Source organism: Anaerostipes rhamnosivorans, assembly GCF_005280655.1.
Taxonomy (GTDB): Bacteria; Bacillota; Clostridia; order Lachnospirales; family Lachnospiraceae; genus Anaerostipes; species Anaerostipes rhamnosivorans.
The window spans coordinates 2,345,836-2,371,874 of the sequence record NZ_CP040058.1; the positions used below are offsets into that span (position 1 = coordinate 2,345,836).

General features: G+C 45.8%; 27 protein-coding genes. 4 read left to right on the forward strand and 23 right to left on the reverse strand.

The features are described from left to right. The 6 genes from rnc to pta all read right to left on the reverse strand — a co-directional run bounded on the left by rnc (window position 1) and on the right by pta (window position 4,814). Complete coding sequence (gene rnc / locus AR1Y2_RS11595) at window positions 1-696, reverse strand: ribonuclease III (protein ID WP_137329097.1); 696 nt, start codon at window positions 694-696, stop codon at window positions 1-3. Between the two features lie 5 nt (window positions 697-701). Continuing rightward, window positions 702-1,712 (reverse strand): phosphate acyltransferase PlsX, encoded by a 1,011-nt coding sequence (gene plsX, locus AR1Y2_RS11600; RefSeq protein ID WP_137329098.1) that lies wholly within the window; start codon window positions 1,710-1,712, stop codon window positions 702-704. Between the two features lie 109 nt (window positions 1,713-1,821). Beyond that, on the reverse strand, window positions 1,822-2,001 hold the full coding sequence (gene rpmF, locus AR1Y2_RS11605; protein WP_006565851.1) for a 50S ribosomal protein L32: 180 nt from the start codon (window positions 1,999-2,001) through the stop codon (window positions 1,822-1,824). Window positions 2,002-2,006: 5 nt separating this feature from the next. Continuing rightward, window positions 2,007-2,525: a YceD family protein gene (locus AR1Y2_RS11610; RefSeq protein ID WP_137329099.1), complete on the reverse strand. Its 519-nt coding sequence runs from the start codon at window positions 2,523-2,525 to the stop codon at window positions 2,007-2,009. Between the two features lie 63 nt (window positions 2,526-2,588). Next, a complete protein-coding gene (locus AR1Y2_RS11615; RefSeq protein WP_137329100.1) occupies window positions 2,589-3,782 on the reverse strand; it encodes an acetate/propionate family kinase in 1,194 nt (397 codons plus the stop codon). Between the two features lie 27 nt (window positions 3,783-3,809). Beyond that, entirely contained in the window at window positions 3,810-4,814 is a 1,005-nt protein-coding gene (pta, locus tag AR1Y2_RS11620; protein ID WP_137329101.1) for a phosphate acetyltransferase, read from the reverse strand. A 244-nt stretch (window positions 4,815-5,058) separates the two neighbouring features. Here pta and AR1Y2_RS11625 point away from each other — a divergent pair, with 244 nt between their 5' ends. Both AR1Y2_RS11625 and AR1Y2_RS11630 read left to right on the forward strand, forming a co-directional pair. After that, the gene (locus tag AR1Y2_RS11625) at window positions 5,059-6,273 is read left to right on the forward strand and encodes a tRNA(Met) cytidine acetate ligase (protein ID WP_137329102.1); all 1,215 of its coding nucleotides are present in this window, start codon (window positions 5,059-5,061) and stop codon (window positions 6,271-6,273) included. Window positions 6,274-6,313: 40 nt separating this feature from the next. After that, window positions 6,314-7,222, forward strand: a complete 909-nt coding sequence (locus AR1Y2_RS11630) for a sporulation protein (protein WP_137329103.1) — start codon at window positions 6,314-6,316, stop codon at window positions 7,220-7,222. On the opposite strand, the gene AR1Y2_RS11635 is transcribed toward AR1Y2_RS11630, so the two are convergent. The 8 genes from AR1Y2_RS11635 to AR1Y2_RS11670 form a co-directional block, all read right to left on the reverse strand. Next, the gene (locus tag AR1Y2_RS11635; RefSeq protein ID WP_137329104.1) at window positions 7,205-7,810 is read right to left on the reverse strand and encodes a hypothetical protein; all 606 of its coding nucleotides are present in this window, start codon (window positions 7,808-7,810) and stop codon (window positions 7,205-7,207) included. The two genes, AR1Y2_RS11630 and AR1Y2_RS11635, sit on opposite strands and share 18 nt — an antisense overlap. Next, a complete protein-coding gene (gene coaD / locus AR1Y2_RS11640; protein ID WP_137329105.1) occupies window positions 7,807-8,304 on the reverse strand; it encodes a pantetheine-phosphate adenylyltransferase in 498 nt (165 codons plus the stop codon). Before coaD ends, AR1Y2_RS11635 begins: the two co-directional genes overlap by 4 nt. 3 nt (window positions 8,305-8,307) lie before the next feature. Further along, complete coding sequence (gene rsmD, locus AR1Y2_RS11645) at window positions 8,308-8,871, reverse strand: 16S rRNA (guanine(966)-N(2))-methyltransferase RsmD (RefSeq protein WP_137329106.1); 564 nt, start codon at window positions 8,869-8,871, stop codon at window positions 8,308-8,310. 221 nt (window positions 8,872-9,092) lie between these two features. Beyond that, on the reverse strand, window positions 9,093-9,317 hold the full coding sequence (locus AR1Y2_RS11650) for an alpha/beta-type small acid-soluble spore protein (protein WP_006565871.1): 225 nt from the start codon (window positions 9,315-9,317) through the stop codon (window positions 9,093-9,095). Window positions 9,318-9,430: 113 nt separating this feature from the next. Then, window positions 9,431-9,703, reverse strand: coding sequence for an acylphosphatase (locus AR1Y2_RS11655; RefSeq protein WP_137329107.1), 273 nt, complete (start codon window positions 9,701-9,703; stop codon window positions 9,431-9,433). 13 nt (window positions 9,704-9,716) lie between these two features. Beyond that, the gene (gene recG, locus AR1Y2_RS11660) at window positions 9,717-11,747 is read right to left on the reverse strand and encodes an ATP-dependent DNA helicase RecG (protein ID WP_137329108.1); all 2,031 of its coding nucleotides are present in this window, start codon (window positions 11,745-11,747) and stop codon (window positions 9,717-9,719) included. Window positions 11,748-11,817: 70 nt separating this feature from the next. After that, on the reverse strand, window positions 11,818-13,458 hold the full coding sequence (locus AR1Y2_RS11665; RefSeq protein ID WP_137329109.1) for a DAK2 domain-containing protein: 1,641 nt from the start codon (window positions 13,456-13,458) through the stop codon (window positions 11,818-11,820). 17 nt (window positions 13,459-13,475) lie between these two features. Further along, window positions 13,476-13,832: an Asp23/Gls24 family envelope stress response protein gene (locus tag AR1Y2_RS11670; RefSeq protein ID WP_022260796.1), complete on the reverse strand. Its 357-nt coding sequence runs from the start codon at window positions 13,830-13,832 to the stop codon at window positions 13,476-13,478. 190 nt (window positions 13,833-14,022) lie between these two features. Between AR1Y2_RS11670 and rpmB the strand changes: the two genes are divergently transcribed. Further along, a complete protein-coding gene (rpmB, locus tag AR1Y2_RS11675) occupies window positions 14,023-14,208 on the forward strand; it encodes a 50S ribosomal protein L28 (RefSeq protein WP_006565876.1) in 186 nt (61 codons plus the stop codon). A 359-nt stretch (window positions 14,209-14,567) separates the two neighbouring features. Here the strand turns inward: rpmB and AR1Y2_RS11680 are convergent, their stop codons facing one another. The 7 genes from AR1Y2_RS11680 to AR1Y2_RS11710 form a co-directional block, all read right to left on the reverse strand. After that, on the reverse strand, window positions 14,568-14,942 hold the full coding sequence (locus AR1Y2_RS11680; protein WP_137329110.1) for a GerW family sporulation protein: 375 nt from the start codon (window positions 14,940-14,942) through the stop codon (window positions 14,568-14,570). Between the two features lie 4 nt (window positions 14,943-14,946). After that, window positions 14,947-15,873 (reverse strand): DUF2953 domain-containing protein, encoded by a 927-nt coding sequence (locus AR1Y2_RS11685; protein ID WP_137329111.1) that lies wholly within the window; start codon window positions 15,871-15,873, stop codon window positions 14,947-14,949. A gap of 4 nt (window positions 15,874-15,877) precedes the next feature. Then, complete coding sequence (locus tag AR1Y2_RS11690; protein ID WP_137329112.1) at window positions 15,878-16,189, reverse strand: hypothetical protein; 312 nt, start codon at window positions 16,187-16,189, stop codon at window positions 15,878-15,880. A gap of 50 nt (window positions 16,190-16,239) precedes the next feature. Beyond that, window positions 16,240-17,673, reverse strand: a complete 1,434-nt coding sequence (pyk, locus tag AR1Y2_RS11695) for a pyruvate kinase (RefSeq protein WP_175403636.1) — start codon at window positions 17,671-17,673, stop codon at window positions 16,240-16,242. Between the two features lie 47 nt (window positions 17,674-17,720). Beyond that, complete coding sequence (locus AR1Y2_RS11700; RefSeq protein ID WP_137329114.1) at window positions 17,721-18,617, reverse strand: rhomboid family intramembrane serine protease; 897 nt, start codon at window positions 18,615-18,617, stop codon at window positions 17,721-17,723. A 12-nt stretch (window positions 18,618-18,629) separates the two neighbouring features. After that, the gene (locus AR1Y2_RS11705) at window positions 18,630-19,562 is read right to left on the reverse strand and encodes a magnesium transporter CorA family protein (protein ID WP_137329115.1); all 933 of its coding nucleotides are present in this window, start codon (window positions 19,560-19,562) and stop codon (window positions 18,630-18,632) included. Between the two features lie 86 nt (window positions 19,563-19,648). Beyond that, the gene (locus AR1Y2_RS11710) at window positions 19,649-19,993 is read right to left on the reverse strand and encodes a LysM peptidoglycan-binding domain-containing protein (RefSeq protein WP_137329116.1); all 345 of its coding nucleotides are present in this window, start codon (window positions 19,991-19,993) and stop codon (window positions 19,649-19,651) included. A 200-nt stretch (window positions 19,994-20,193) separates the two neighbouring features. Here AR1Y2_RS11710 and AR1Y2_RS11715 point away from each other — a divergent pair, with 200 nt between their 5' ends. Next, the gene (locus tag AR1Y2_RS11715; protein WP_137329117.1) at window positions 20,194-24,408 is read left to right on the forward strand and encodes a 2-hydroxyacyl-CoA dehydratase; all 4,215 of its coding nucleotides are present in this window, start codon (window positions 20,194-20,196) and stop codon (window positions 24,406-24,408) included. 259 nt (window positions 24,409-24,667) lie between these two features. On the opposite strand, the gene AR1Y2_RS11720 is transcribed toward AR1Y2_RS11715, so the two are convergent. Together AR1Y2_RS11720 and AR1Y2_RS11725 are read right to left on the reverse strand one after the other, a co-directional pair. Beyond that, complete coding sequence (locus AR1Y2_RS11720; protein ID WP_137329118.1) at window positions 24,668-25,570, reverse strand: LysR family transcriptional regulator; 903 nt, start codon at window positions 25,568-25,570, stop codon at window positions 24,668-24,670. 39 nt (window positions 25,571-25,609) lie between these two features. Beyond that, the gene (locus tag AR1Y2_RS11725) at window positions 25,610-26,020 is read right to left on the reverse strand and encodes a C-GCAxxG-C-C family protein (RefSeq protein ID WP_137329119.1); all 411 of its coding nucleotides are present in this window, start codon (window positions 26,018-26,020) and stop codon (window positions 25,610-25,612) included. Between the last annotated feature and the right edge of the window lie 19 nt (window positions 26,021-26,039).

A 26,039-nucleotide genomic window follows, 5' to 3' on the forward strand; every position in this document is an offset into this window, starting at 1 on the left:
CTACCTCAATATTCTGTCCTTATGTTTCATTGCCTCATAGGCTGCCATCTGCTCCGCACTTTTCTTGCTCCTGCCGGCTCCGGTCCCGATAACCTTTCCGCCCAGTTTGGCCTCCACCGTAAAAGTCTTTTGATGGTCAGGCCCTTCCTCTTTCGTCAGTATATACGAGAGGGATTCTTTGGATATACTCTGTACCAACTCCTGAAGTGAAGTTTTGGCATCATAAAACAGCACCTTTTCATCCACATCCTGAAGAAGATAAGTCTCCACAAACTTTCTGGCCTCCTCAAATCCCTGATCCAGATACACAGCTCCTATGACAGCCTCAAACGCGTCCGAAAGGATTGAGTTGCGCTCCCGTCCTCCTGTAAGATCCTCACCTTTGCTGAGAAGCAGGTAATCTCCCAATGCGATATCCTTGGCACAAAACGCAAGCGTTGGTTCGCAGACAAGGCTTGCTCTCATTTTTGTCAGTTTCCCTTCCGGTTCGTCTCTGTAAGTCTTAAATAAATAGTCACTCATAATCAGTTCCAGCACTGCGTCCCCTAAAAATTCCAGGCGTTCATTATCTTTCCCTCTGGGTAATTTTCGCTCATTTGCATAGGAACTGTGTGTCAATGCTGTTGTCAGTAATTTCTGGTCATGGAAACGAATCTTGATCCTTTTCTGAAAATCTTCCTGATTTGATTGATTCATACCTTTTACTTTTCCTTTACAATCTGTTCTTTGATCTTTTCGTTGATTTTGGCTTCTGAGAATGCGATACACTGGATAATGGCATTCTTTGTTTCTTTTGCTTTGGAACTTCCGTGCATTTTCACTACCAGCCCGTTTAGTCCCAGAAGGGGCGCTCCGCCGTGTTCTGACGCGTCAAATCGTTTTAATGTCTTTTTCAAGGACGGTTTGACGAGAAGTCCACCGATCTTTCCACGTAAGCTCTGCATCATTCCGTCTTTTACAATGGACATGAGCGTGGAAGAAAGTCCCTCTGACAGCTTCAGGATCACGTTTCCCACAAAAGCGTCACACACGACCACATCTGCCTGTCCGGAATGAATATCCCTGGCCTCTATGCTTCCGGTAAAGTTGATATCGCTGCATTCCTTTAGAAGCGGGAATGTGTCTTTTACAAGCGTATTTCCTTTGGCCTCTTCCACACCTACATTTACAATGGCCACCTTCGGTTTCCTGACTCCCACCACGTCTTCCATATAAATGGAGCCCATTTTTGCAAACTCCAAAAGATATTCCGGTTTGGCATCCATGTTGGCCCCACTGTCAATGATCAGAGAGACACCCTTGGTCGTCGGCATCAACGCTGCCAAAGGCGCACGCTTCACACCTTTGATCCTGCCTACCACGAACTGCCCTCCCACAAGGATCGCACCTGAGCTTCCCGCTGAGACAAACGCATCTGCAGTCTGGTCTTTCACCATTTTCATTCCGACTACCATGGAAGAATCTTTCTTCTTACGAATCGCCTCCACCGGTGATTCATCACAAGAAATTTCTTCTTCTGCATTGACGACTTCAACCTGCTCACTTTTGTAACGGTATTTTTTCAGTTCCTCGTGGATCCTCGGGGATTTTCCCACAAGATATACCTTGATGTTGCTGTTTTCATTGACCGCGTCTACTGCGCCCTTGACGATCTCCCCGGGCGCATTGTCGCCACCCATGGCATCCAGCGCAACCTTAACTATCTTTTCCATATAAAACCTCCTTGATACATCATTCTTAAATTAAAAGAAATGCCATCCGCTTAAACTAATATAGTCTAAACGCATGGCAATCGAAGACAACATGTGCTGCTGTCAATTCTTACTGAGCATTTACAATTTCTCTTTTATTGTAAGATCCGCAGGCTTTGCACACTCTGTGAGGCATCATTAATTCACCGCACTTGCTGCACTTTACTAAAGCCGGTGCAGTCATTTTCCAGTTAGCTCTACGTTTATCTCTTCTCGCTTTTGAAGATTTATTCTTTGGACAGATTGACATTGGTATTACACCTCCTTAAAATTCTTAAAAATATCCTGGATAGCTGCCATCCGTGGATCCTGGACCGTCCGGTCGCAGCCGCACTCTTCCTTGTTCAGGTTCGCTCCACACACCGGACAAAGCCCTCTGCAATCTTCATCGCATAACACCTTTGTCGGCAGCAGAGGAATCACTTCCTCAAGAATAAGTTCATCCACGTCCAGGCTGCTTCCATCTAGGAAAGACACTTGATCCTTACAAGTTTCTTCTATGTCATCAAAATCCAATGCTTTATAGACATTGAGCCGAATCTTTTCCGGGACCTCAGTAAGGCACCGGTCACAAGGCATCCCGACTGTGATACTTGTCTCAAACGCAATGGATACCGTCCGTTTTCCTTCATTCCTTAAAACAACCGGGAAAGAAGACTTTTCAAGGACCGGATAACTTCCCCTTTTAAGGACAAGCTCGTCCATATCCAGAGAACACTCCACTGTCTGTTCATGATTTGGCATTGACAATAATTTTGATAACTGAATTAGCATACTATCTCCTAAAATTTCATACTTGTCTATTATACAAACGTCATATTTGTTTGTCAAGTAATTTTATTTTACAAGAGCAACGGTGTCTCTTGCGATCATCACTTCTTCGTTGGTCGGAATACAGAGCACTTTTACCCTGGAGTCATCTGTGGAGATCACTGCCGCTTTCCCGTGTACATCGTTCTTTACAGCATCGATCTTGGCACCAATACACTCTAAGTATTCTCCGATGGCTGCCCTTGTCGCATCGTCATTTTCACCGAGTCCTGCGGTAAATGCGATGGCATCCACTCCGTTCATTGCCACAGTGTATGCCCCAATGTATTTTGCTACACGGTATGCGTATGCGTCCAGTGCTGCCTTGGCGGCCTTGTTTCCTTCTGCCTTTGCAGCCTTTACGTCCCTGAAATCAGAGGAGACTCCGCCTGACAGTCCGAGCACTCCGGATTCTTTGTTTAAGATGTTTACAACTTCGGATACCGTCTTATTCTCTTTGTTTGCAATAAATTCAAGGATGGCTGGGTCCAGATCACCGGAACGGGTACCCATAATCAGCCCTTCAAGCGGTGTCAATCCCATGGAAGTATCCACGGATTCTCCGCCTTTGACAGCTGTGACACTGGCTCCATTTCCTAAATGGCATACGATGATATTGAGATCTTTGATGTCTTTTCCGAGCATTTTTGCGGCTTCATTGGAGACGAACTGATGGGATGTCCCGTGGAACCCATAACGGCGGATGCCGTCTTCGTCATAGTACTTTCTTGGAATTCCGTAGAGGAAGGCTTTTTCCGGCATCGTCTGGTGAAACGCAGTATCAAACACTGCCACCATCGGCTTGTCCTGCATCAGTTCTTGGCATGCTTCAATCCCGATCAGGGCAGCTGGGTTGTGGAGCGGTGCGAATACGTTGCATGCCTCGATCTCTTTTAACACATCCTCTGTGATGATACAGGATTTTGTGAACTTTTCTCCGCCGTGTACGACTCTGTGGCCTACTGCGCTGATCTCATCCAGGGAAGCGATCACTCCGTTTTCTTTGTCCGTAAGCTGTTCTAATACGATGCCAATGGCTGTCTTATGATCCGGCATGGCAGGAGCTGTCTTAATCTTGTCTTTTCCTGCCGGCTCATGGGTCAGGGCTCCGTCGATCCCGATCCTCTCACAGAGGCCTTTTGCCAAAACGTCTTCCGTGTCAGAATCGATCAGCTGATATTTCAGTGAGGAACTTCCGCAATTGATAACTAAAACTTTCATTCTTAATTCTCCTATATACTCTAATCTCTAATTATTTTCTGTGAGCTGTGCCTGTACTGCTGTGATGGCCACAACACCGACAATATCCTCTGCCTTACATCCACGGGATAAGTCGTTGACCGGCTTTGCAATACCCTGGGTAACTGGTCCGTAGGCTTCTGCTTTGGCAAGTCTCTGGACTAATTTGTATCCGATGTTTCCGGCGTCCAGGTCAGGGAATACAAGAACATTGGCTTTTCCTGCCACTTCGCTTCTAGGAGCTTTGGAAGCCGCAACTTCAGGTACAATAGCCGCATCCAGCTGCAGTTCTCCGCAGATCAATGTATCCGGATAATCTTTTTTTGCGATGGCAGTGGCTTCTACTACTTTTGTCACGTCATCGTGCTTTGCGCTTCCCACAGTAGAATGAGAGAGCATGGCAACTCTAGGTTCCTCGCCCACGAGCTGTTTGAAGGTCTGTGCGGAACTTCCTGCAATAGCTGCCAGCTGTTCTGAATTAGGATTCTGGTTCAGTCCGCAGTCTGCAAATACAAAAGTACCGTTGGCACCCAGATCACAGTCCGGCACTACCATAAGGAAAAAGGCAGAAACGATCTTTGTTCCCGGAGCTGTCTTGACAACCTGAAGCGCAGAGCGCAGAACGTTTGCAGATGAGTTTACGGCACCAGCCACCATACCGTCCGCATCCCCGGAGCGCACCATCGTAGCTCCGAAAAACAGAGGATTGGAGAGCAGGATCTCTTTCGCGTCTTCCGGCAGAAGACCTTTGCTCTTTCTAGCTTCACACAAAGATTCAATATATGTATTGAGTCTCTCGCAGTTATCTGGATCTACAAAAGTTGCCTGGGAAAGGTCAAATCCCTCTGCCCGGCTTAAAATGTCTTCCTTGTTTCCCACCAGGATCACATCGGCGATCCCTTCCTTTAATACTGTGTCAGCCGCTTCAATCGTACGGGGATCTCCGGTCTCCGGCAGGACAATCTTCTTTCTTTCATTTTTAGCTCGTTCTTTAATCACATCAATAAAACTCATTACGTTGCTCCTTCCAACTTTCTACAAAGATGAATTCTTATCATGGAAATTATACAATATTCGTTAGTTGTATACAATATGCCTTGTTGTACTTTTCCCTGTACATCTCATCTCATAATGTTTTCATTTTACTATCTTTTATTTTTAATAGCAAGTTTCAGCCTTTTATTTCCTCTTTTTTGTGCAATTTTACCTTTTTCCAGTTCTTTGTTATAATGATTTCACAAAAGAAAGGAGACCAGCAATGAAAACTGCGGCAATCATTTGTGAGTACAATCCGTTCCATAACGGTCATCTTTACCATATCGAAAAGACAAAACGTATTTTAGGTGCTGATTATATCATTGCACTGATGAGTGGAAATTATGTACAGCGCGGTGGTCCAGCTGTCATGGAAAAAAAACTGAGAACAAAAATGGCTTTGATGAATGGGGCCGATCTGGTGCTGGAGCTGCCGTTGTGGTTTTCTGCCGGGAGCGCTCCCTACTTTGCCGACGGCAGCATCGCCCTTCTGGATTCCCTGGGGGTTGTGGATATCCTTTCCTTCGGCAGTGAATGCGGTTCTCTGAGCCGCCTGCTTTCTCTGGGCAACTTTCTCGCCGACAGGGAACAGGATCTCACAGAACAGATCAAACTGCTTTTAAAGACCGGCATCTCCTATCCCAAAGCGAGGGAGAATGCATTTCTATCACTGGGATGCTCCAAAAGTGACACCGAAGTCCTGAAAGAGCCCAACAATCTGCTGGGACTTGAATATATCATGGCACTTAAGCGCAGAAACAGCAGCATCCGTCCATTCTGCATCCCAAGAAAACACAGCAGCCACCACAGTCTTGACCTTTCCGGGGATATCAGCTCTGCCTCCGCTATCCGGTCACGGCTGGCTGTTTATGACGGTTTAAATAAGGCCCTTGGAAGTGTCCCGGAAAATCTGCACCCGCTGTTACGTAACACGTATCAGCGCCAGTTCCCTGTGTTATTGGACGATTTCTCGGATCTTCTGTCCTATAAACTCTGCACGGAATCCTCTTTTGAAGACTATTGGGACATCTCCGGGGATCTAAGCGACCGTATCAGAAACATGACCGTACCCGGGCAGCCGTTTTCCTGCCAGATCGAAGCTGTAAAAAACAAAAGTCTCACCTGGAGCCGGATCAGCAGAGGATTTCTGCACATCCTCCTCAATATGAAGCAGTCCTGCAATGACCGTTACGTGAATTCAGGACAGCCTCTCTACTTCCAGATCCTCGGCTTCCGTAAAGATGCTTCCGTCTTAATACGTGAAATCAAAAACAACAAACAATGGCCTATGGTCCGCCATCTGAGACCTCTTGAGGATCCTCTGACAAACGTCCAGGAACAGATGCTTTTTACAGAGCAAAAAGCGGACGCTCTCTATCAGATGATACTCCGCGCCAAATTTAAAACAAAGCTTAAGGAAGAACAAATCATAATATAACCTTTCCTTTCATAGGCTGTAGAGGACAGGGGGTTTTTCTATGGGTAAATACTTTTATCAGCTTTGTTTGATTCTAACAGCATTCCTATTGTTCCTATTTCCGGAGCAGTGTGTGGCAGGTGCCAAAAGCGGCCTGCTGCTCTGGTCCGGTACCATCGTTCCCACCCTCCTGCCGTTTTTTCTCCTGACCAACCTAATGATGAAATACCAAACTGTCCACTACATCTCCTATCTGTTTTATCCTTTATTCAGATTGTTCCCATGGCTGAATAAGGATCTGGCTTACACGGTTCTCATGGGGTTTTTATGCGGTTATCCACTGGGCGGCAAGATCATCAACGACCTGGTATTATCCGGTTCCTATACAAAAAAAGAAGGGGAAGCCCTTCTTGTACTTTGCAATAACGTAAGCCCTATGTTTTCCATCGGCTTCACCCTCACTTTGATCTTAAAGGGCGCTTTGTCTGTCCCCCTTTATTTTTGCTGCCTTTATGTTCCAAACCTTCTGTATTTTATTTTTATCTTCTGCAAGAATAAAGGCAGCGGCTTTTTACATATCCATCAGCAAAAACCTATGACAGCGGCTATAAAATCTTTTGATGATATCATCTTTGACAGCTTAAAGACGATCTTCACCATAGGCATTTTTATCATGATATTTTCCATTATATCCTCTCTGCTGCAGAGTGGAGTCCTTTCCGCTGCCGTCTCATCTCCGGTCATCGGTATGCTGGAGATCACAACCGGGATCTCCCATGTGAGCCTTTTATCTCTTAATTTCAGACAGAAAGCAGCTGCCATTCTTGCAGTGACCTCCTTCGGCGGCCTATGCAGTATGGCGCAGGTCAAGAGCGTCTGCCAAAAATCGCAGCTGTCTATGAAAAGCTATTTAATCTTTAAAATGATATTTGCTGTCATAAGCAGCGGTATGCTACTCTTCCTCCTGTGAAACGAAATCTTCCACAGTTCTTGGTTTTGTCCTGGAAGCGCTGTCAAGCTGCTGCTTGATCTCTTCGTAGTTAGTGCTGATGGAACCGATATCACTCTCTAAAGTAGAAAGCAGCTGGTCAAACAGGCTCTGCTGCCCTTCTTTTACTTTGGTTATGTAATCCTGTACGTCCTCCATAATGTCACAGGTGTACTGGAGTGCTCCGTATCTCACCTGTTCGGCTTCCTCGTTGGCATTGTGGATGACCTCATTGGCATGTTCTAACGCCGCCTCCTCGATCTCTCCTGCCCGCATCTTCGCCATCTCCACGATCTCATTCTCATCGATGAGTTCTCCGGCCTCTCTGGCCGCCTGATCCACGATGTTCTGGGCCTTGATCCTGGCATCCTCCAGAATCGCATCCTTGTTCATCATAACCTTATGGCTGCGCTCCACCTCACCGGGGATCTGCTTTCTCAGCTCCTCGATAACCGTAATCAGCACATCCCTGTCAATGACAACTTTACCGGGATTAAATCTAGCAGGCTTAGCCTCATCGATTAAAATCTCAATGTCATCAATCATTTCATGCAAATATTTCTCACTCATGCTTCTCCCTCTATACTTTCTCTAAATTTTTGCTTCAGCTTTTGTTCCACGTATGGAGGTACCAGTTCACTGATGTCTCCATGGTAGGATGCAATTTCTCTGACGATCGTTGAGCTTAGATAAGCATATTCCGTGCTGGTCGTAAAAAACATCGTATCCAGATTGGAGTCCAGCTTATTGTTGATCTGGGCGATCTGCAGTTCGTATTCAAAATCAGTCACGGCGCGAAGCCCCCGGACTGTGATGTCCGCATGGTTTTCCCTGGCGAAGTCCACCAATAGACCGGAAAAAGATTTCACTTCTACGTTATCCATATCTTTTGTGGCTTCCAGCAGGAATTCCACCCTCTCTTCTGTTGAAAACATCGGATTCTTCTCACTGTTGATTAATACCCCGATGATGACTTTGTCAAAGACCCTTATGGAACGTTTGATAATATCCAGATGCCCATAGGTAACCGGGTCAAAACTTCCCGGATATACTGCGATGCTCATTGATCAGTCCTCCTGCATTTTTTGCAAAAAAGTGTGTTTGTTTGTTTTGTATTGCTTTACCTTTACTATTTTAAGATGGTCGAACATTCCATCCTCAAACTCTGTCTGCAGACTGGATTCTACAATAACGAGAGTCTGCCCCCCGCACACGGAAGAATGATCAAGTTCTCTGAGCACGGATCCCTCCATCCCTTTATTATACGGAGGGTCCATAAATATAAAATCAAAGGTTCTGCCTTCTGCCTCAAGCTTTCTCAACGCGCTTAAAACATCTGTCACAAGGACCTGGGCATCCCCGGTAAGTTTCGTATGTATTAGATTCTCCCGGATACAGGCCGCCGCTTTTTTATGATTTTCCACAAACACGGCTTGTCTGCATCCCCGGCTCAGGGCTTCAATACCAATAGCGCCGCTGCCCGCAAACAGATCTAAAAAATCCTTTCCCGCCACATCATGCTGGACCATATTAAACAGTGTTTCTTTGATGCGGTCCTGGGTGGGCCTTGTATCCATACCTTCCAGCGTTTTGAGCCTCAAGCTTCTGGCTTTTCCTGAAATCACTCGCATAATTTTATCTTCCTTTGTTTTTTCTCCCTACTATTGTATTATATTCAGATAATTTGTCAACTAAATAACAAGGAATTTCCTGTGAATTAAGATCAAAGCAGACAAGCCTAGTTCAGCGCACATAAAAGGAGCAATCAGAACTGATGCTCTGATTGCCCCTCTTTTTCTTTCGTTCTTTCATCGAAATTACGAGTTAAAACAAATTCGTATGAGCCTGTTGACTAACGTCCAGACATTTCCTCTTCCTGTCTGCGGATCATTTTACGAACCATTTCTCCTCCAACAGAACCTGCCTGAGCAGTTGTTAAATGTCCGTTGTATCCTTCTTTTAAGTCTACACCGATTTCATTAGCAACCTCGAATTTGAATCTGTCCAGTGCTTCTCTAGCCTCTGGAACTTCCACTCTGTTGTTACCTTTGCTGTTTGCTGAAGTACGTTCTTCCATTTTGAAAGACCTCCGTTTCTTTTGTTGTTTTTTGTTACGAAGATAGTATGTTTAATAACACAAAAGATACACTGAGAGTTTTTACATGGAATAACATTTTTTTCAAGGAGATTTTAATACTTGACTTTGAAGTCCTTTTCCCCCTGTAAAACCGGGCATTCCTCGGCTGTCATGTGGTCAATCCGCATGAACCTGTGCCCGTGTTTCATGGCTTCAATAAAACTTTCAATCTGTTTTTTCGTTCCCTGAGCCTCTGCTGTGACAGAGCCGTCATACATATTCTTCACCCATCCTGTCACGTTAAACTGTGAGGCATTCATCTGGGCAAAATAGCGGAATCCCACTCCCTGGACTCTCCCTGTAAAATGCAAACGCACACGCATCATAGCACTCCCTCCTTTATATTCTGTTGGCAAGCGAAATCTGTTTCCCAAGGCGGCTGTTTCTCAGCGTGGAAAAATCAAATCCTTCCTCACACAGCTGATGCACTGCATCGCTTGCCTGTTTTAAAAGATCTGCATTGGTGTATATGTCAGCCAGAACAAAGTCCATCATGCCGCTCTGACGAACACCGAAAAAGTCTCCGGGACCCCTCAGCTTCAGATCCTCATTCGCGATATAAAAACCATCGTTTGACTTGTTCAGCACCTCAAGACGCTCCATAGTCTCTTTCTTTTTGGCTCCGCTCATAAAAATACAATAAGACTGGTGTTTGCCTCTTCCGACACGCCCCCTCAGCTGATGGAGCTGGGCCAGTCCAAATCTCTCTGCATTTTCCACCATCATCACCGTAGCGTTGGGTACATTGACCCCCACCTCAATGACCGTTGTGGAAACTAAAATGTCGATGCGGCGCTCTGAAAACTCATCCATGATTTTCTGCTTTTCCTTTGGTTTCATTTTACCATGAAGTACCCCGATATGTACACTGGGAGGAAATTGTCCTTTCAGCATATTGGCATATTGAATCACATTTTCGCCTTCCATGGCTTCACTCTCCTCCACCATAGGGCAGATAATATAGATCTGGCGCCCCTCCGCCACCTGCCGCTCCATAAAACGGTAGGCATTGGGGCGGTAGCTCTGGTTCACCACACAGTTCTTAATAGGAAGACGGTTGCTGGGCAGCTCATCAATGATCGATACGTCCAAATCCCCATACATGATGATCGCCAGCGTCCTTGGAATCGGGGTGGCGCTCATCACGAGCACATGGGGCTGTTCCCCTTTCTTGGAGAGAATTTCTCTCTGCCTCACACCAAATCTATGCTGCTCATCGGTGATGACCAGGGCAAGCTGGTCGTACTCCACCGCGTCCTGAATCAGGGCGTGGGTACCAATAACAATATCATACTCATGGTTTTTGATCCCCTGATAGATCTCCCTTTTTTCCTTTGCTTTTGTGGACCCAGTGAGCAGTGCCACAGACACACCGAACGGCCCCAGCAACGAAAGGAAGGTCTCGTAATGCTGGCTTGCAAGCACTTCAGTGGGAGCCATCAAAACGCCCTGGTACCCCGCCTTGGCACACATCAATAGAAGAATAACGGCGAGGATCGTCTTTCCTGATCCGACATCCCCCTGTACAAGACGGTTCATGACCTTCTCTCCCATCAGATCCTTCTGCATCTCCGTTAAAGCCCTTTTCTGAGCTCCTGTGAGTTCATACGGAAGAGAAGCCGTCAGCTTGTCCGCCTCATCACATACCGGGATCTGATATCGGTTTTTCTCCTCCCGATGTTCCTGTTTCATCAGGTTCATACCAGCCATAAAAATAAAAAATTCGTCAAAGATCAGCCTTTTTTTTGCCTCCACAAGTGTCTTTTTATCCTTTGGAAAATGGACGTTCCAGATCGCCTCACTATAATCCATGGGACGGTTTTCTGACAAAACCTGGTCCGGGAGATATTCCCGGATGCTTTTTATATACTCTTCGGTCTGCAAAACTGCCTTGCTCACTGTCTTGTTTGTGATCCCGGAAGTCAGCGGATAGACCGGCTGAAGTGTCTCCTGCTTTGCAGCATAGTCCTGCTCCTGAAATATCTCCGGATGCTCCATCATCAGACGTCCGTTCTTAAACACCGGTGTTCCCACAAAGATATAGTCCTCTCCCCGGTGAATCTGCTTTTTTAAGTACGGCATATTAAACCATGTAAAAGTCATGGTGCCGGAACTGTCCCTTCCAAGGCACGAAACGATTTTTAAGCCTCTTACATACCGGATGTTCACATCCGATGCGATCCTCACTAAAACCGCTGCCCTCTCCCCTGCTGTGAGCTCAGAGAGCAGAACCGGATCCTCATAGGTCAGATAATATTTTGGATACATTGTGATCAGGCTGTCCACCGTCTCCACCCCAAGCTTTTTAAATCCTTTATATGTTTTCTCCCCGATCCCTTTCAGGCACTGTATATTCGTATCCCCGTTCATGAAATGGTTACTCCTTTAAAACACGAAAAGGGAACATCCGCTGCTCCCTTTTCTTTTCTACTTGCTGATTTTATTCTACAGACAGCAGGAAATAGTAAATCGGCTGTCCGCCGTATTCCACCTGGACTTCACAGTCCGGGTATAACTCCTCCGCCTTCTTGGAAAGCTCTAGTGCCTTTTCTTCCGGCGTCTCTTCTCCGTAATAGATACAGATCAGTTCGCTGTCTTCATCCACCATGCTCCTCAAGAGTCCCATCGTCACTTCCTGGACATCTTTGCCCACTTCCTGGATCCCGTCATCGTCTATGCCCATAATGTCATTTACTCTGATCTGTTTTCCATCGATGGACGTATCTCGGACTGCATAGGTAACTTCTCCGGTCTTGACACCGTTCATCATCTCGGTCATGGCCGCTTCGTTCTCTTCCACACTGCTCTCCGTCTCAAATGCGATCAAAGCAGAAATCCCCTGCGGAACCGTCTTTGTCGGGATAATGATGATCTCCTTGTCCTCCACCAGGGCTTTTGCCTGCTGGGCAGCCAATATGATGTTCTTATTATTCGGAAGGATGAACACATGGTCCGCATTTACCTGCTTAATGGCGTTGAGCATATCCTCGGTGCTTGGATTCATGGTCTGTCCGCCTTCAATCAGATAATCCGCACCCAGTTCCCTGAAAATATCATTGAGCCCGCTTCCGATGGATACCGCTACAAACCCCATATCCTTTCTCGGAGCCGGTGCCTTTTCTTCTGCCTGGCGGCTTAAGTTTAAACGCTCCTCGTGTTCTTCTCTCATATTGTCGATCTTCATACTGGTCAGGGATCCAAAGCTCAGGCCCTTTTCAATGGCCTTGCCCGGATGGTTTGTGTGCACATGGACCTTTACGATATCCTCATCCGCCACTACCACAATGGAATCTCCCATGGCTGTGAGATAATCCTTAAACTCCTGCTCCTGCTTTGAACCGAAATCCTTTTCCAGCATGACAATAAACTCGGTACAGTAACCGAACGTGATATCCGCCGTCTCTCCCATGGCAGCACCCACAGGTTTCTGTTTCTGTTTCGATGCCACTGCCACCTCAAGGTCTACTTCTTTGCCAAGCAGCACATCATAGGCTCCCTGAAGGACCTCCATGAGTCCCTGTCCGCCCGAATCTACCACTCCCGCTTCCTTTAAGACAGGCAGCATCTCCGGAGTCTTTAATAACGTAGCATTTGCATCCTGCATGACAGTCTTGGCAAACTCTTCAAAATCTTCTGTTTTTTTGGCTGATCTCATGGCGCTGTCCGCAGCGGACTTTGCCACCGTAAGGATCGTCCCTTCCTTTGGTTTCATGACTGCTTTATATGCAGTGTCCACTGCTTTTTTAAAACCTGCCGCCACATCTCTGGTGGTCAGGCTGTCCAAATATTTAATCTGTTTTGTGAATCCTCTGAACAACTGGGATAAGATCACTCCGGAGTTACCCCTGGCTCCTCTTAAGGACCCTCCTGAGATTGCTTTTGCCAGATCCTCGATGGTGGGGTCCTCAATAGCTCCCACTTCTTTTGCCGCCGACATGATCGTCATGGTCATGTTGGTTCCCGTGTCACCGTCCGGTACCGGGAACACATTTAATTCGTTGATATGCTCTTTTTGAGCTTCCAGTCTCTTTGCTCCGCCGATGAACATCTTCTTGAGCAAAGCCGCGTCGATTTGCTTCATTTATCCTGCCTCCGTAATTATCCTATATCTTTCACGCCTTCAACGTATACATTAATCCGCTCCACTTCCAGGCTGGTGAATTCTTCAACCCGGTACTTCACAGAAGACATCAGGTTGTCCGCCACCGCAGAAATGGAAACTCCATAAGAAACAATAATGTGAAAATCTATAGAAATTTTGTTGTTCTTCACAGAAACAAAAACGCCTTTTCTTATATTATCTCTGGTCAGCAGCTTTACGATTCCGTCTTTCATATTGACCATTGCCATGCCGACAATGCCAAAACATCCAAGGGCACAAATTCCGGCATACTTAGCAATCACTTGATTTTCGATAGAAATCTCGCCGTTCTTCGTGTTCATATGTCCTTTCATCGCTTTACCTCCATACTTCGTATTCTTTTGCGTCCATACAGGGCCGTACGCCCGGAACGCTACTTAGATTATACTATTTACCTCCCAAAAAGAAAAGAGAATTTCTTCTTGATTTTTATAAATCAATCTGTTAGAATGAAATAGTTGTCAGTCCCAGAGAGGGATAAGATCGAGTTAAGGAGGTGCTAACATGGCAAAATGTGCTATCTGCGGAAAAGGCGCTCATTTTGGTAATGCAGTCAGTCATTCACATAGAAGATCAAATAAGATGTGGAAATCAAATATCAAATCTGTAAGAGTGAAGGTAAACGGTGCAGCTAAAAAAATGTACGTTTGTACTTCTTGTCTGAGATCAGGTAAAGTCGAAAGAGCATAATCTTTCCCGATTGATTATAAACCTTAGGGGAGCTGGAATTTCCGGCTCTTTTTTTGATTCTTTATTTACTGCAAAAGGCGGACTCTTCCGGTATCTATTATTCTATTGAAAAAACAGAAAATAAGACAATGAAATACAGACCCCTGTCATTGCAAACTGTGTGAAATCTCTTTGGATAAATAATCCGATAAACAGTCCCAGCCCGAAAAAGAAAAAAGCGACTCCGCAAACACGTTTCATACATACACACCTATTTAAGCTTATTAACTAGTATATGCAAACAAACGGAAAGTATTGAATAAAAATGCCCTGTATTATAGATTTCTGATAATACAGGGCATTTCCCAATAGGGAGGTTATCATTCGTTTTCCAAGTCTTCCACAATGTCTTCTAGTGTCTCTTCTTTTTTTGTAAATTTGTCGATCACATCCGGAACCATATCAAGCAGCTTGGTAATGGTCTCCTGGTTTTTCACATTGACAAGCTTTGTCTGTCCATCACGGATCACAAGGACGGCGCTGGGAGTCATCTTTCCCCCGATGCCGCCGTATCCGCGGGCTTTCCGGTCTGCTCGGTAATCCCCGGCTCCCATGCCGAAGGATACGTCCACCAGCGGCAGGATGATCGTGTCTTTCACATAAATCGGATCTCCGACTACCGTTTTTGAGGTCATAAATCCCTCAATGCCCTGGAATAACGAGTCCACGGTCTCATTAAACTTTTCTTTGCTCATTAAACTAACCTCCTATTGTTCTTAAGATACGCTCCTTCTGTCTCCAAAGCTCTTTATCCCGATAGATATCCCAGGCAAGCTTCAGAAAATAAAACGCATAAATCCGTCCCGAAACAGTCAGGTCGGCTTCAAATCTTGCTTCTTCAAAATCCGGTTCCACATACAGACTTCCTCTGAACAGCGGCATCAAAACGCTCACAGCGGCAAGTGCCTGCCCTGTCGCGGCGGGGTCCTCAAACCCAAAGGTGATCTCTCCCGAGAGCTTCTTAGGAAGAAAATGTCTGATCCCCTTCTTGCTGTATCCAAACAGACGCCTGACTGCACTGATCAATTCCTCATCTTCCAGCAGTTCCTTAAAAGAACCAGCCCTGTTTAAAATGTATTTTAATCTTTTGTACAGACGCTTACCTGTATTATAGCATCTTTGCAGGAAACTTTTCACCCTTTTTGTGAAAGACGGCTTTCTTGGCTCTTCCTCCTCAAAGGATTCCAAATCTTCCCCGTCCCAGGTATAATCCAGGATATCATCGGGAAGTTGCTCTTTCTCACTTGCCGGTTCCTCTGAAAGCGGCCGGGAAGTCTTCTGGGCTGCTCTGTCCGGCTCTTTTATATCCTTCCCAGAATCCCTGATTTCTACCACATTATCCTCTGTTTTCCTGTTGAGAAAGGACCATCGCTTCTCATCAGAGCTGTAGACGGGGAGTCCCAGTATCCTTAGAGTAATGCCTGGCTCCTCTCCTTCTCTCCACACAACCTTCATACGGACAAAAAAGAAAAGCCAGGAAATGCGGCCTCTGGCCCATTTCTCACTGCCGTTCCAGACACCCCGGCAGGCATAGCCGACAGGCGCAAACAGCACCAGAAGTAACAATGCAAGGAGACACAGCAGCAGTATTCCTATGATTTTTAAAATGATCCATAAAACTGCCATTGCCTCACTCCTCTTCAAAAAATTCAGGAACCTGCAAAAGGCAACCCTGCTGTTTTATCTCTTCCACGATCCTTCTGACCATAACGAAGGCGTCCTGTTTAGAGACGGCACATCCCACAACGGTAACCTCTTTGTCCTGATAATAGTCCTTTAAAAGCTCCCGGTATTCGTATACTTCCAGAATTCCTACATTTCCAAGCGGCAGTGTAATACAATATAACGAAGGAATGCTTTTTCCCTTTACAATCCGCTTTATTAACTTTGCTTTTGTGATCGTTAAAATTTCCGATATGTAAACTTTTTCAGCAACCTTCATAAATTATCACCTTACCAAAAAGGGGATGCTTTCACACCCCCTGTCTATCCTTATTCGCCGATTTTTACTACTTTCAGCATGTTTGTCACGCCTTTTCCACGGTGGTCTGCCGGACCTCCTCCGGTCAGTACCAGGATGTCGTTCTCCTGTGCAAGATCTGCATTCAGTACGATATCCGTAGCTTCATCCAAAAGTTCTCTGGTAGAGGAAGCCTTATGTGACTTAAACGGACGCACTCCCCAGTAAAGCTGCATCTTACGCACAACCGCTTCATCCGGAGACAAGCCAATGATCTGTGCATCCGGTTTGAACTTAGATACGATCCTTGCCGTAAATCCGGACATACTGGACGCCAGGATACATTTTGCGTTAATATTATGAGCAGTCTGTACAGCAGAATAAGCAACCGCTGCTGAGATTCCACGGCTTACATAGATGGAACGAAAATCTTTGATCTTCGTATCCAGATGCAGTTCTGTGGAGATGGCGATCTGGTTCATCATCCTTACGGCCTCCACAGGGTATTTCCCCTTCGCGGTTTCTCCAGAAAGCATAATCGCATCGGTTCCGTCATAAATAGCATTGGCAACGTCTGTTACTTCCGCTCTTGTCGGACGTGGGTTTCTGATCATAGAGTCTAACATCTGTGTAGCTGTGATGACTGGCTTAAATGCATTGTTGCATTTCTTAATGATTGCTTTCTGCATAAACGGAACTTCCTCTGCGGGAATTTCCACACCTAAATCTCCACGGGCTACCATGATTCCGTCAGAAGCCTGGATGATGGATTCAATATTTTCCACACCCTCCACGTTTTCAATTTTGGAGATAACGCCGACTTCCATGTTGTGGGCTTTTACGATGTCCTTGATCTCATTGACTGCATCTGCGTTACGGATGAAAGAAGCCGCGATAAAATCAATGCCGTTTTCAAGTCCGAACTCAATGTCTCTCTTATCCTTTTCTGTGATGGAAGGAAGATTTACGCGCACGTTCGGTACGTTCACTCCCTTACGGCTTCCTAAAAGTCCGCCGTTTACAATTTCACATACAATATCTGTTCCGTCTTTGATCTCTTTGACTCTCAGTTCGATCAGACCGTCATCGATCAGGATTGTATTTCCTTCTGTGACATCCTGCGGAAGCTCTTCGTATGTAATTGCTACGATAGAATCATTTCCTTTGATGTCCCTTGTGGTCAGAACAAATTCATTTCCTTCTTTTAATTCCACGTCTCCGTCTGTCTCCAGAAGTCCTGTACGGATCTCAGGTCCTTTTGTATCCAGTAAGATCGCGATCGGAATATTCAGTTCTTCACGGAATCTTTTAATTCTCTTGATCCTTCCAAGCTGTTCCTCATGGTCACCGTGAGAGAAATTCAGCCTCGCGATATCCATTCCTTCCAGCATCAGCTGTTTGAGCACCGCATCATCATCTGTCGCAGGCCCCATCGTGCAAACAATCTTTGTTTTTTTTGTCAGCATAGTTAATCTCCTTTTCATAACAATGTATAATCAATTAATTGTAATAATTAATTATTTCCTTTATCGTCCTTTTTGACATGGATATGAGTAAACAGATGATCCTGGCAATACTCATAATTCCCGTCACATTTGGAACAGTACCGGAATTCCAGTGTGGGATCGTCCAATTCTGTCCGGTGGCAGACGGCACATTCATGCCTTGCGCCATTTTTCTTTGGTTCCACATGTCCAGCCGGTTCCCCGAACTGGGCTTTGCGTTTCCTCTGTTTTACTTTCTGGCTGAATCTGGCTCCCTTTGCTTTCATTTTCTTTGTTGAGAAAAAGAACAGAACAAAGTTAAGCAGTGCGACCACTATAGATACTTTAATCGAAATTCCCATGACTGTAAAGTCTGTTGCGATAAAAAATGTATAAAAAAGGTACGCGGCGTCAAGATATGCCAGCCATTTTACCTTCATCGGAATGATCATATAAAAGAGTACCTGCATGTCAGGAAACATCATAGCGTAAGCCAGGAACAGAGATAAGTTCAGATAAAAAGTATCCATCTCCACAAACATAGCGCTCATCTGCCCTCCTGAAACCGTGAGGATCAGATATGTAAGAAAAGCCCCTGCAACTGTTCCGATAACACCGATCAGGTAATACATAGTAAAGCGGAAGCTTCCCCATACCTGTTCCAGAGACGATGCGATCGAATAATAAAACAACAGCACAAAGATCATAAAGAACAAGTTTGTAGACGGTGCGATCAGCAAAAACGTAAAGATCCTCCATACTTGTCCATGCATTACAAGATAAGGATTCAGCGAAAACAGACTGTACAACTCCGGCGCTGCAAACTGTACAAGGATCCCAACCACGTATAAAAGAATAATATACTTTGGAAGCCCTGGGATGGAAAACCGCCCGAACTTCCTCTCAAGCTTATTTAACCAATTCATATGTTACCTTTCCTAAAATGTTTTTTTCTTTCCTAATACAATACTTCCGATCACTGTCAGCACCACAGACACCCCAACAAGTCCAAAAAATCCAAAACGGCTGTCCGCAAAGGGCACAGGCACGTTCATCCCCCAAAAACTGGCGATCATCGTCGGTATGGACATGACAATGGTGATCACCGCCAGAACCTTCATGACAATGTTCAGATTATTGGAGATAACGGACGCATAGGCATCCATTGTGCCGCTCAGGATATTGCTGTAGATGTCAGACATCTCAATTGCCTGCTTGTTCTCAATGATGACGTCATCCAGAAGTTCTTCATCCTCCGGATACTGCTTAATCTTCTCGATCTTTAACAGGCGCTCTAAAACAAGCTCATTTCCCCTCAGTGAAGTGGAGAAATAAACCAGACTCTTTTCCAGCTCCAAAAGCTCGATCAGCTCCTGATTCTTTGTGGAAATATGAAGCTGTTTTTCAACCTCATCGCTTTTTTTATCAATAATCCGCAGGTACTGAAGGTAGAGTGAGGCATTGCGAAACAAGATCTGCAGTATGAATCTAGTCTTCTTATAAGTCCAGAAGTTTCGGACCCTTCCCTCTTTGAAGTTGGAAAGCACCGGCGTGTCCATCAGGCAGATGGTGATCAGGCACAGATCTGTCAATATGATTCCGCACGGGATCGTCACAAAGTAGTTCTTTTCTTTTCTCTCTTCTGTGATGGGCACATCCACGATGATCAAGGTATAGTTGTCCTCAACCTCGATACGGGAACGTTCTTCCTCATCCAGAGGCGCTTTTAAATGATCCAAATCAATCTGATACTTTTGGGATAGTTCCACCAACTCTGTGGCTGTAGGGTCCACCACAGAAATCCAACAGCCCTCTATGGACTCAGATATTTCGTTGATCCGGCCATCCATTGTCCGAAAAATTTGTATCATTTAGGTCTCCTTCCACTTCGCTGCGGTAACAGGCAGATGACACCATCCGCCTGTTTTCCACGAGTTCACGTTTCATTATAGAGATATTATTTCTCTTTGTCAATTAACAGAACTGTCCCTACAGGCAGGGTAAGCTCACTGACACTTTTGTTTGATTTCGCTAATTTTTCAAAGGAAACATTCTTATTTTCCATAATATTCATAAGTGTGTCGCCTTCTTTCACCACATATGGCTCAAAAGCACCTGAAATCACCGGTCCCGCTGCCGGAATACATAACTCATCACCAATCTGCAGGTTGTAAATGTTTACATAAGGATTCCTCCTCATGATATCCCTTACTCTCACATTATATTGTTTTGCAATCTGATATAAGGTATCTTTTTCCTTGATTACATAAACAATTCCATTACAGTTTCCCCGTTCTGTCATATTTTATTCTTTCCTTTGCCTTTTTCTTATAGACTATGCCTTGTTTTTCATTTGTTTCCGATTAATTTTAGTGAATTTTTTTCTCATCCTTTTTTCCTGCACTATTTAATAGGTAAGAAGAGATCAGTTGAATCTTGTTATTTCAATTTCTTTATTTTATAATAAGACTACTATCGAAAGGAAAGTAGGTTACAATTAAGATGAAACGATTAGGAATTGATATCGGCTCTACCACCGTTAAAGTGGCGGTGATCGATGAGCAGCACAATATACTGTTCTCAGACTATGAGAGACATTATGCAAATATACAGGAAACCCTGGCTTCTCTTTTAAGAAAGGCCAAAGACCAGATCGGCGATCTCACCTTTGCCCCTACAGTGACAGGCTCTGGCGGACTTTCTATTTCCTCTTATCTGGAAATCCCATTCTGCCAGGAGGTTGTCTGTGTTTCCACAGCACTCCAGGACTACGCTCCGAGAACTGACGTGGCCATTGAACTGGGCGGAGAGGATGCGAAGATCATTTATTTCACCAACGGCATTGACCAGCGCATGAACGGTGTCTGTGCCGGCGGTACTGGTTCATTCATTGACCAGATGGCATCTCTGCTTCAGACAGACGCCGCAGGACTGAATGAATATGCCAAGAATTATGACACGATCTACCCCATCGCAGCCCGCTGCGGTGTGTTTGCCAAATCAGACATCCAGCCTTTGATCAACGAAGGCGCCACAAAAGAAAATCTAGCGGCTTCCATCTTCCAGGCCGTGGTCAATCAGACCATCAGCGGTCTTGCCTGCGGAAAACCGATCCGAGGCAACGTGGCCTTTTTGGGAGGGCCTCTGCATTTCCTCTCTGAATTGAAAGAGGCTTTCATTCGTACTCTTGGTCTTGAAGGTGAGGCGATCATCGCTCCAAACCACTCTCACTTATTTGCGGCCGTAGGAGCTGCTCTGAATTCCAAGGATGAGGTGACGACAAATTTCACTGATCTCCTGGAACACTTCAGCAGGAAGATCGAACTGAACCATGAGGTTGACCGGCTGGAGCCTTTATTTAAAGATGATCAGGAATACCAGATGTTTTTAAAAGATCATAACCGCCACATTGTAAAGCGCGGGGATCTCTCTACATATGAAGGCAACTGTTATCTGGGGATCGATGCCGGCTCCACTACTACAAAGGTGGCATTAGTAAGCGAAAAAGGAGATCTTCTTTACAGTTACTACACCAATAACAATGGAAATCCTCTTAACGCGACCATTGACGCCCTCAGAGAGATCGATTCGCAGATGCCGAAAGAGGCAAACATCGTCTCTTCCTGTTCCACAGGCTACGGCGAACATCTGATCAAAGCTGCGCTGAATCTAGATTACGGTGAAGTGGAGACCATTGCCCATTACTATGCGGCCGCATTTTTTGATCCAAATGTAGACTGTATCCTGGATATTGGCGGCCAGGACATGAAGTGCATCAAGATCAAGAACGGAGTCGTGGACAATGTACTGCTCAATGAGGCCTGTTCCTCCGGCTGTGGCTCCTTTATCGAGACCTTCGCCAAGTCCCTGAACTATTCTGTACAGGACTTTGCCAAAGTGGCTCTGACCTCAAAGACACCGATCGACCTTGGGTCCCGCTGTACAGTATTTATGAATTCAAAGGTAAAACAGGCACAGAAGGAAGGTGCCAGCGTGGGGGATATCTCCGCCGGTCTTGCTTACTCTGTCATTAAAAACGCGCTTTTAAAGGTTATCAAGCTGACAGATCCTAAATCTCTCGGTGAACACATTGTTGTTCAGGGAGGAACATTCTACAATGACGCTGTTTTGAGAAGCTTTGAGCGCATCTCTGGATGCCATGCCATCCGGCCGGACATCGCCGGTATCATGGGGGCCTTCGGGGCTGCACTGATCGCCAAGGAACGTTTTAAGACAGAACACACACAGACACAGATGCTGCCAATGAAAGATATTTTTGCCTTGACCGTAGACACTTCTATGACACGCTGCAAGGGCTGTACCAACAACTGTCTGCTGACCATCAACAAGTTTTCCAACGGCGGCCGCTACATCACCGGAAACCGCTGCGAACGCGGAGTCGGCGGCAAAGCAAATAAGGACAATATCCCGAACCTGTATGACTACAAACTGGAGCGAACCTTCGGTTATGATTCTATTCCCGCCGATGAAGCCAGGCGCGGAGTTATTGGTATTCCAAGGGTTCTGAACATTTACGAGAATTATCCGTTCTGGCATACATTTTTTACGAAGCTTGGATTTTCTGTAGTTCTGTCGCCCGAATCTTCCAGGAAGATTTATGAGCTGGGAATTGAATCCATCCCAAGTGAATCCGAGTGTTACCCTGCGAAGCTTGCTCACGGCCATGTGATGTGGCTGATCAAACAGGGGATCAAGGATATCTTCTATCCATGCATTCCTTACGAACGCAATGAGACGGAAGAGGCCAACAACCACTACAACTGTCCAATCGTGACATCCTATGCGGAAAATATTAAGAACAACATGGAAGAACTGCGGACAGAGAATATCAACTTCATGAATCCTTTCCTTGCCCTGGATAACCAGGAAGCTCTGAAACCAAGACTTTTTGAGGAATTGGGTGAGAAATACGGCATCACTGCGCCAGAGATTAACGAGGCCGTGAGGGCTGCGTTTGATGAACTGGATCATGTGAGAAAAGACATACAGAACCAGGGGGAAGAAGTTCTGGCCTATCTGGCGGAAACCGGGCGGACCGGTATTGTGCTCTGCGGGCGCCCGTACCACATTGATCCTGAGATCAACCACGGAATCCCTGAACTGATCAACTCCTACGGCATCGCTGTGCTGACGGAAGATTCCATTTCCCATTTATCCAAGGTAGACCGTCCTCTGAATGTATCTGACCAATGGATGTACCACTCAAGACTGTATGGTGCCGCCAACTATGCCAAATCCAACAAGCAGCTGGAAGTGATCCAGTTAAATTCCTTCGGATGCGGCCTGGATGCAGTTACCACCGATACCGTCAACGAGATCCTCACCCGCTCCGGAAGGATCTATACAGTGTTAAAAATCGATGAGGTTAATAACCTGGGCGCAGCCAGAATCAGGATCCGATCTCTGATCAGTGCGGTCCGCGTCAGAAAAAAACATAACATTGAACCAAAACCGGTGTCTGCTGCCATGAAGCGTATAGAATTTACAAAAGAAATGGCAAAAGAATACACAATTTTGATCCCACAGATGTCACCGATCCACTTTTCTATGTTGGAACCAGCCTTAAAATCCTGCGGATATAAGGTCAAAGTTTTAAAACAGGGCGGAATGAAAGACGTGAATACAGGGCTTAAGTATGTTAACAATGATGCATGTTATCCGTCCCTGATCGTCATCGGTCAGCTGATGAACGCTTTATTGTCAGGCAAATATGATACAGATAAGATTGCCCTGGCTATCAGTCAGACCGGCGGCGGCTGCCGTGCCACAAGCTATATCAGCTTCATCCGGCGGGCGCTTCAGAATGCCGGATACGGGCATATTCCGGTCATTGGCATCAGTACCCAGGGGATTGAGAAAAACAGCGGTTTTAAACTCTCTCCCGGCCTATTAAACCGGGCTGTCCAGGCCATTGTCTATGGAGATTTATTTATGAGGGTCGTTTACCGAACCCGTCCATATGAAAAGGAAAAGGGGTCCGTAAACCGCCTTCACAAACGCTGGGAAGCCAAGTGTAAACGTGATGTTATGAAAGGCAGCCTGACCACATTCTCAAAGAACATCAGAGGCATCATCCGGGACTTTGATGAGATTCCTTTGACGGACGAGAAAAAACCGAGAGTTGGAATTGTAGGTGAGATTCTTGTTAAATTCCTGCCGGATGCCAACAACCATCTGGTAGAGCTTCTGGAACGGGAAGGCGCCGAGGCCGTTGTCCCTGATCTTCTGGACTTCTTTATGTACGGTTTCTACAATAGCAACTTCAAATACCGATATCTTGGAAAGTCTAAGAAGACAGCCATCATCTGCAACTCCGGTATCTGGGTGGTGGAACAGTATAGAAAGACCCTGCGCAAAGAGCTCTCTAAGAGCAAACGTTTTGACGAGCCCGCCTACATCAAAGATCTGGCAGCCTATGCCAAACCGTTCGTTTCCATCGGAAACCAGACCGGGGAGGGCTGGTTCCTCACCGGAGAGATGGTGGAGCTGATCCACAGCGGCGCACCAAATATCGTATGTACACAGCCGTTTGCCTGCCTGCCGAACCATGTGGTAGGAAAGGGCGTCATCAAAGAACTCCGCCAGGCATTCCCTGAGTCCAACATCGTTGCCATCGACTACGATCCCGGAGCCAGTGAAGTCAACCAGATCAACCGGATCAAGCTGATGCTCTCAGCAGCCGTAAAAAACTTATGACATGTTCCACATGATTTCCGTTCGGCTCTTAGAATGCCTCACTCCAATCATGTAGAACATGGACGTAATGTCTGCTGGATAAGGATGACAGCTAAACAAAAGGTGCCATCCTACGATAATTTTTCTTCATTGTAGGTATAAATAGAAACAGCAGTCTGTAAAAATTACAGACTGCTGTTTTTTCTCTTTTGTATGTCATTATATTATCATAATCTGTCGATAAATTCAAGAGCTGTGATTCATACCTTTATATCTGTCTTTATTGTTCTTGTTTCTTCAAAAACATCTGGCGCAGGATTTCTGCAAACTCCTCAATGTAATAGCCGGTCCGTTCCTTTTTCCAAAAAGCACAGTAGTTTCTTTTTATCTGCTTTCCATCCCGGCACAGCGGGATACGGCGAATTGCAGGTTCTGGCTTAGAGGCCCCCTCCGATGTCCCTTCTACTGGCAGGAAGCCTTTGTTAGCTGCCGCCAAAAGCCTCCCCTCCTCCAAGGTCACCGCAAATAAAAAGTTATCAGGAAATCCCATAGTTTTTGCATAATGATCCTTTTCTCTCTCCTGCTGATCCTCTGAGGCCACCAGGATACATGGGATCTTCCGTAAGTCCTCCAAAGTGACGTATGTCAGCGCGCTGAGCGCGCTCCTCTCTGATAGCTCAATGTAACAGCTGCTTGTGACCAGTTGATAATTTTCATATTCCTCGGAAAATGCCCTTCTCTGGTCATTGAGAATTAAGTCAACTCCTCCAAAGCGCAGCAGATCATATAATTCCTCATGATTGCCTGTGACGATCTCCAGTTCTAATTCAGGATATTTCTCTGAAAAAACTGCCACTGCCTGTCGGAATTCCATGCCTCCGTAGCATCTTAGATAACCAATCTTCAGCTGTTCCTCCTTATGGCTGCCGATCCGCACGGTCTCTCTTTTCAGCCGTTCTGCCTCATCCAGCAGTACCAGGCCATGCCGGTAAAAGTATTCTCCGGCGGGAGTCATCGAGAATTTTCTGTTCTTCCTCTTGATCAGCTCAACGCCCAGACTTTCTTCCAAAGCCCGTATCTGCTGAGATATGGCAGACTGGGATATAAAGCACCTCTCTGCCGCTTCCGTGAAGCTTCCGCATTTTATTACCTCTGTAAAATACTTTAATTGTTTAAATAACAAGAAAACCTCCTCCCGCTGCTGCCTGTATGATGCAGATCCCTATTCCATTCTGTCGAGGATATCCTCCAGAATCTTCACAGAATCTTCAATACATCCCTGGCAGCTTCTGATCATTGTACCTGTGGTCATTCCCTTTAATTCTCTGCACACTGTGCTTTGATTCTTTATCCTAAAACGCCTCACCAGCTCTCTTGTCAGCTGATACGTGGCACCCTTAGAATCCGGTTTTCCAAGATTTCCTGTGCTGTTCAGCCTTCCCAGGACTGCGACCGCTCCTGAAACTGCACCGCAGGTTGCTTCCATGCCTCCCATACCAAGACCAAACCCCTCCATAAACTCAAACACTGTCCGTTCATCGATGCCCATCTCTTCACAGTAACAACAAGCTACTGCCTGGGCACAGTTATATCCTTGTTTGTGTCTTCTGACCGCTTCTTCTCTTTTGCTCATCGTGATTCCTCCTCTGTCT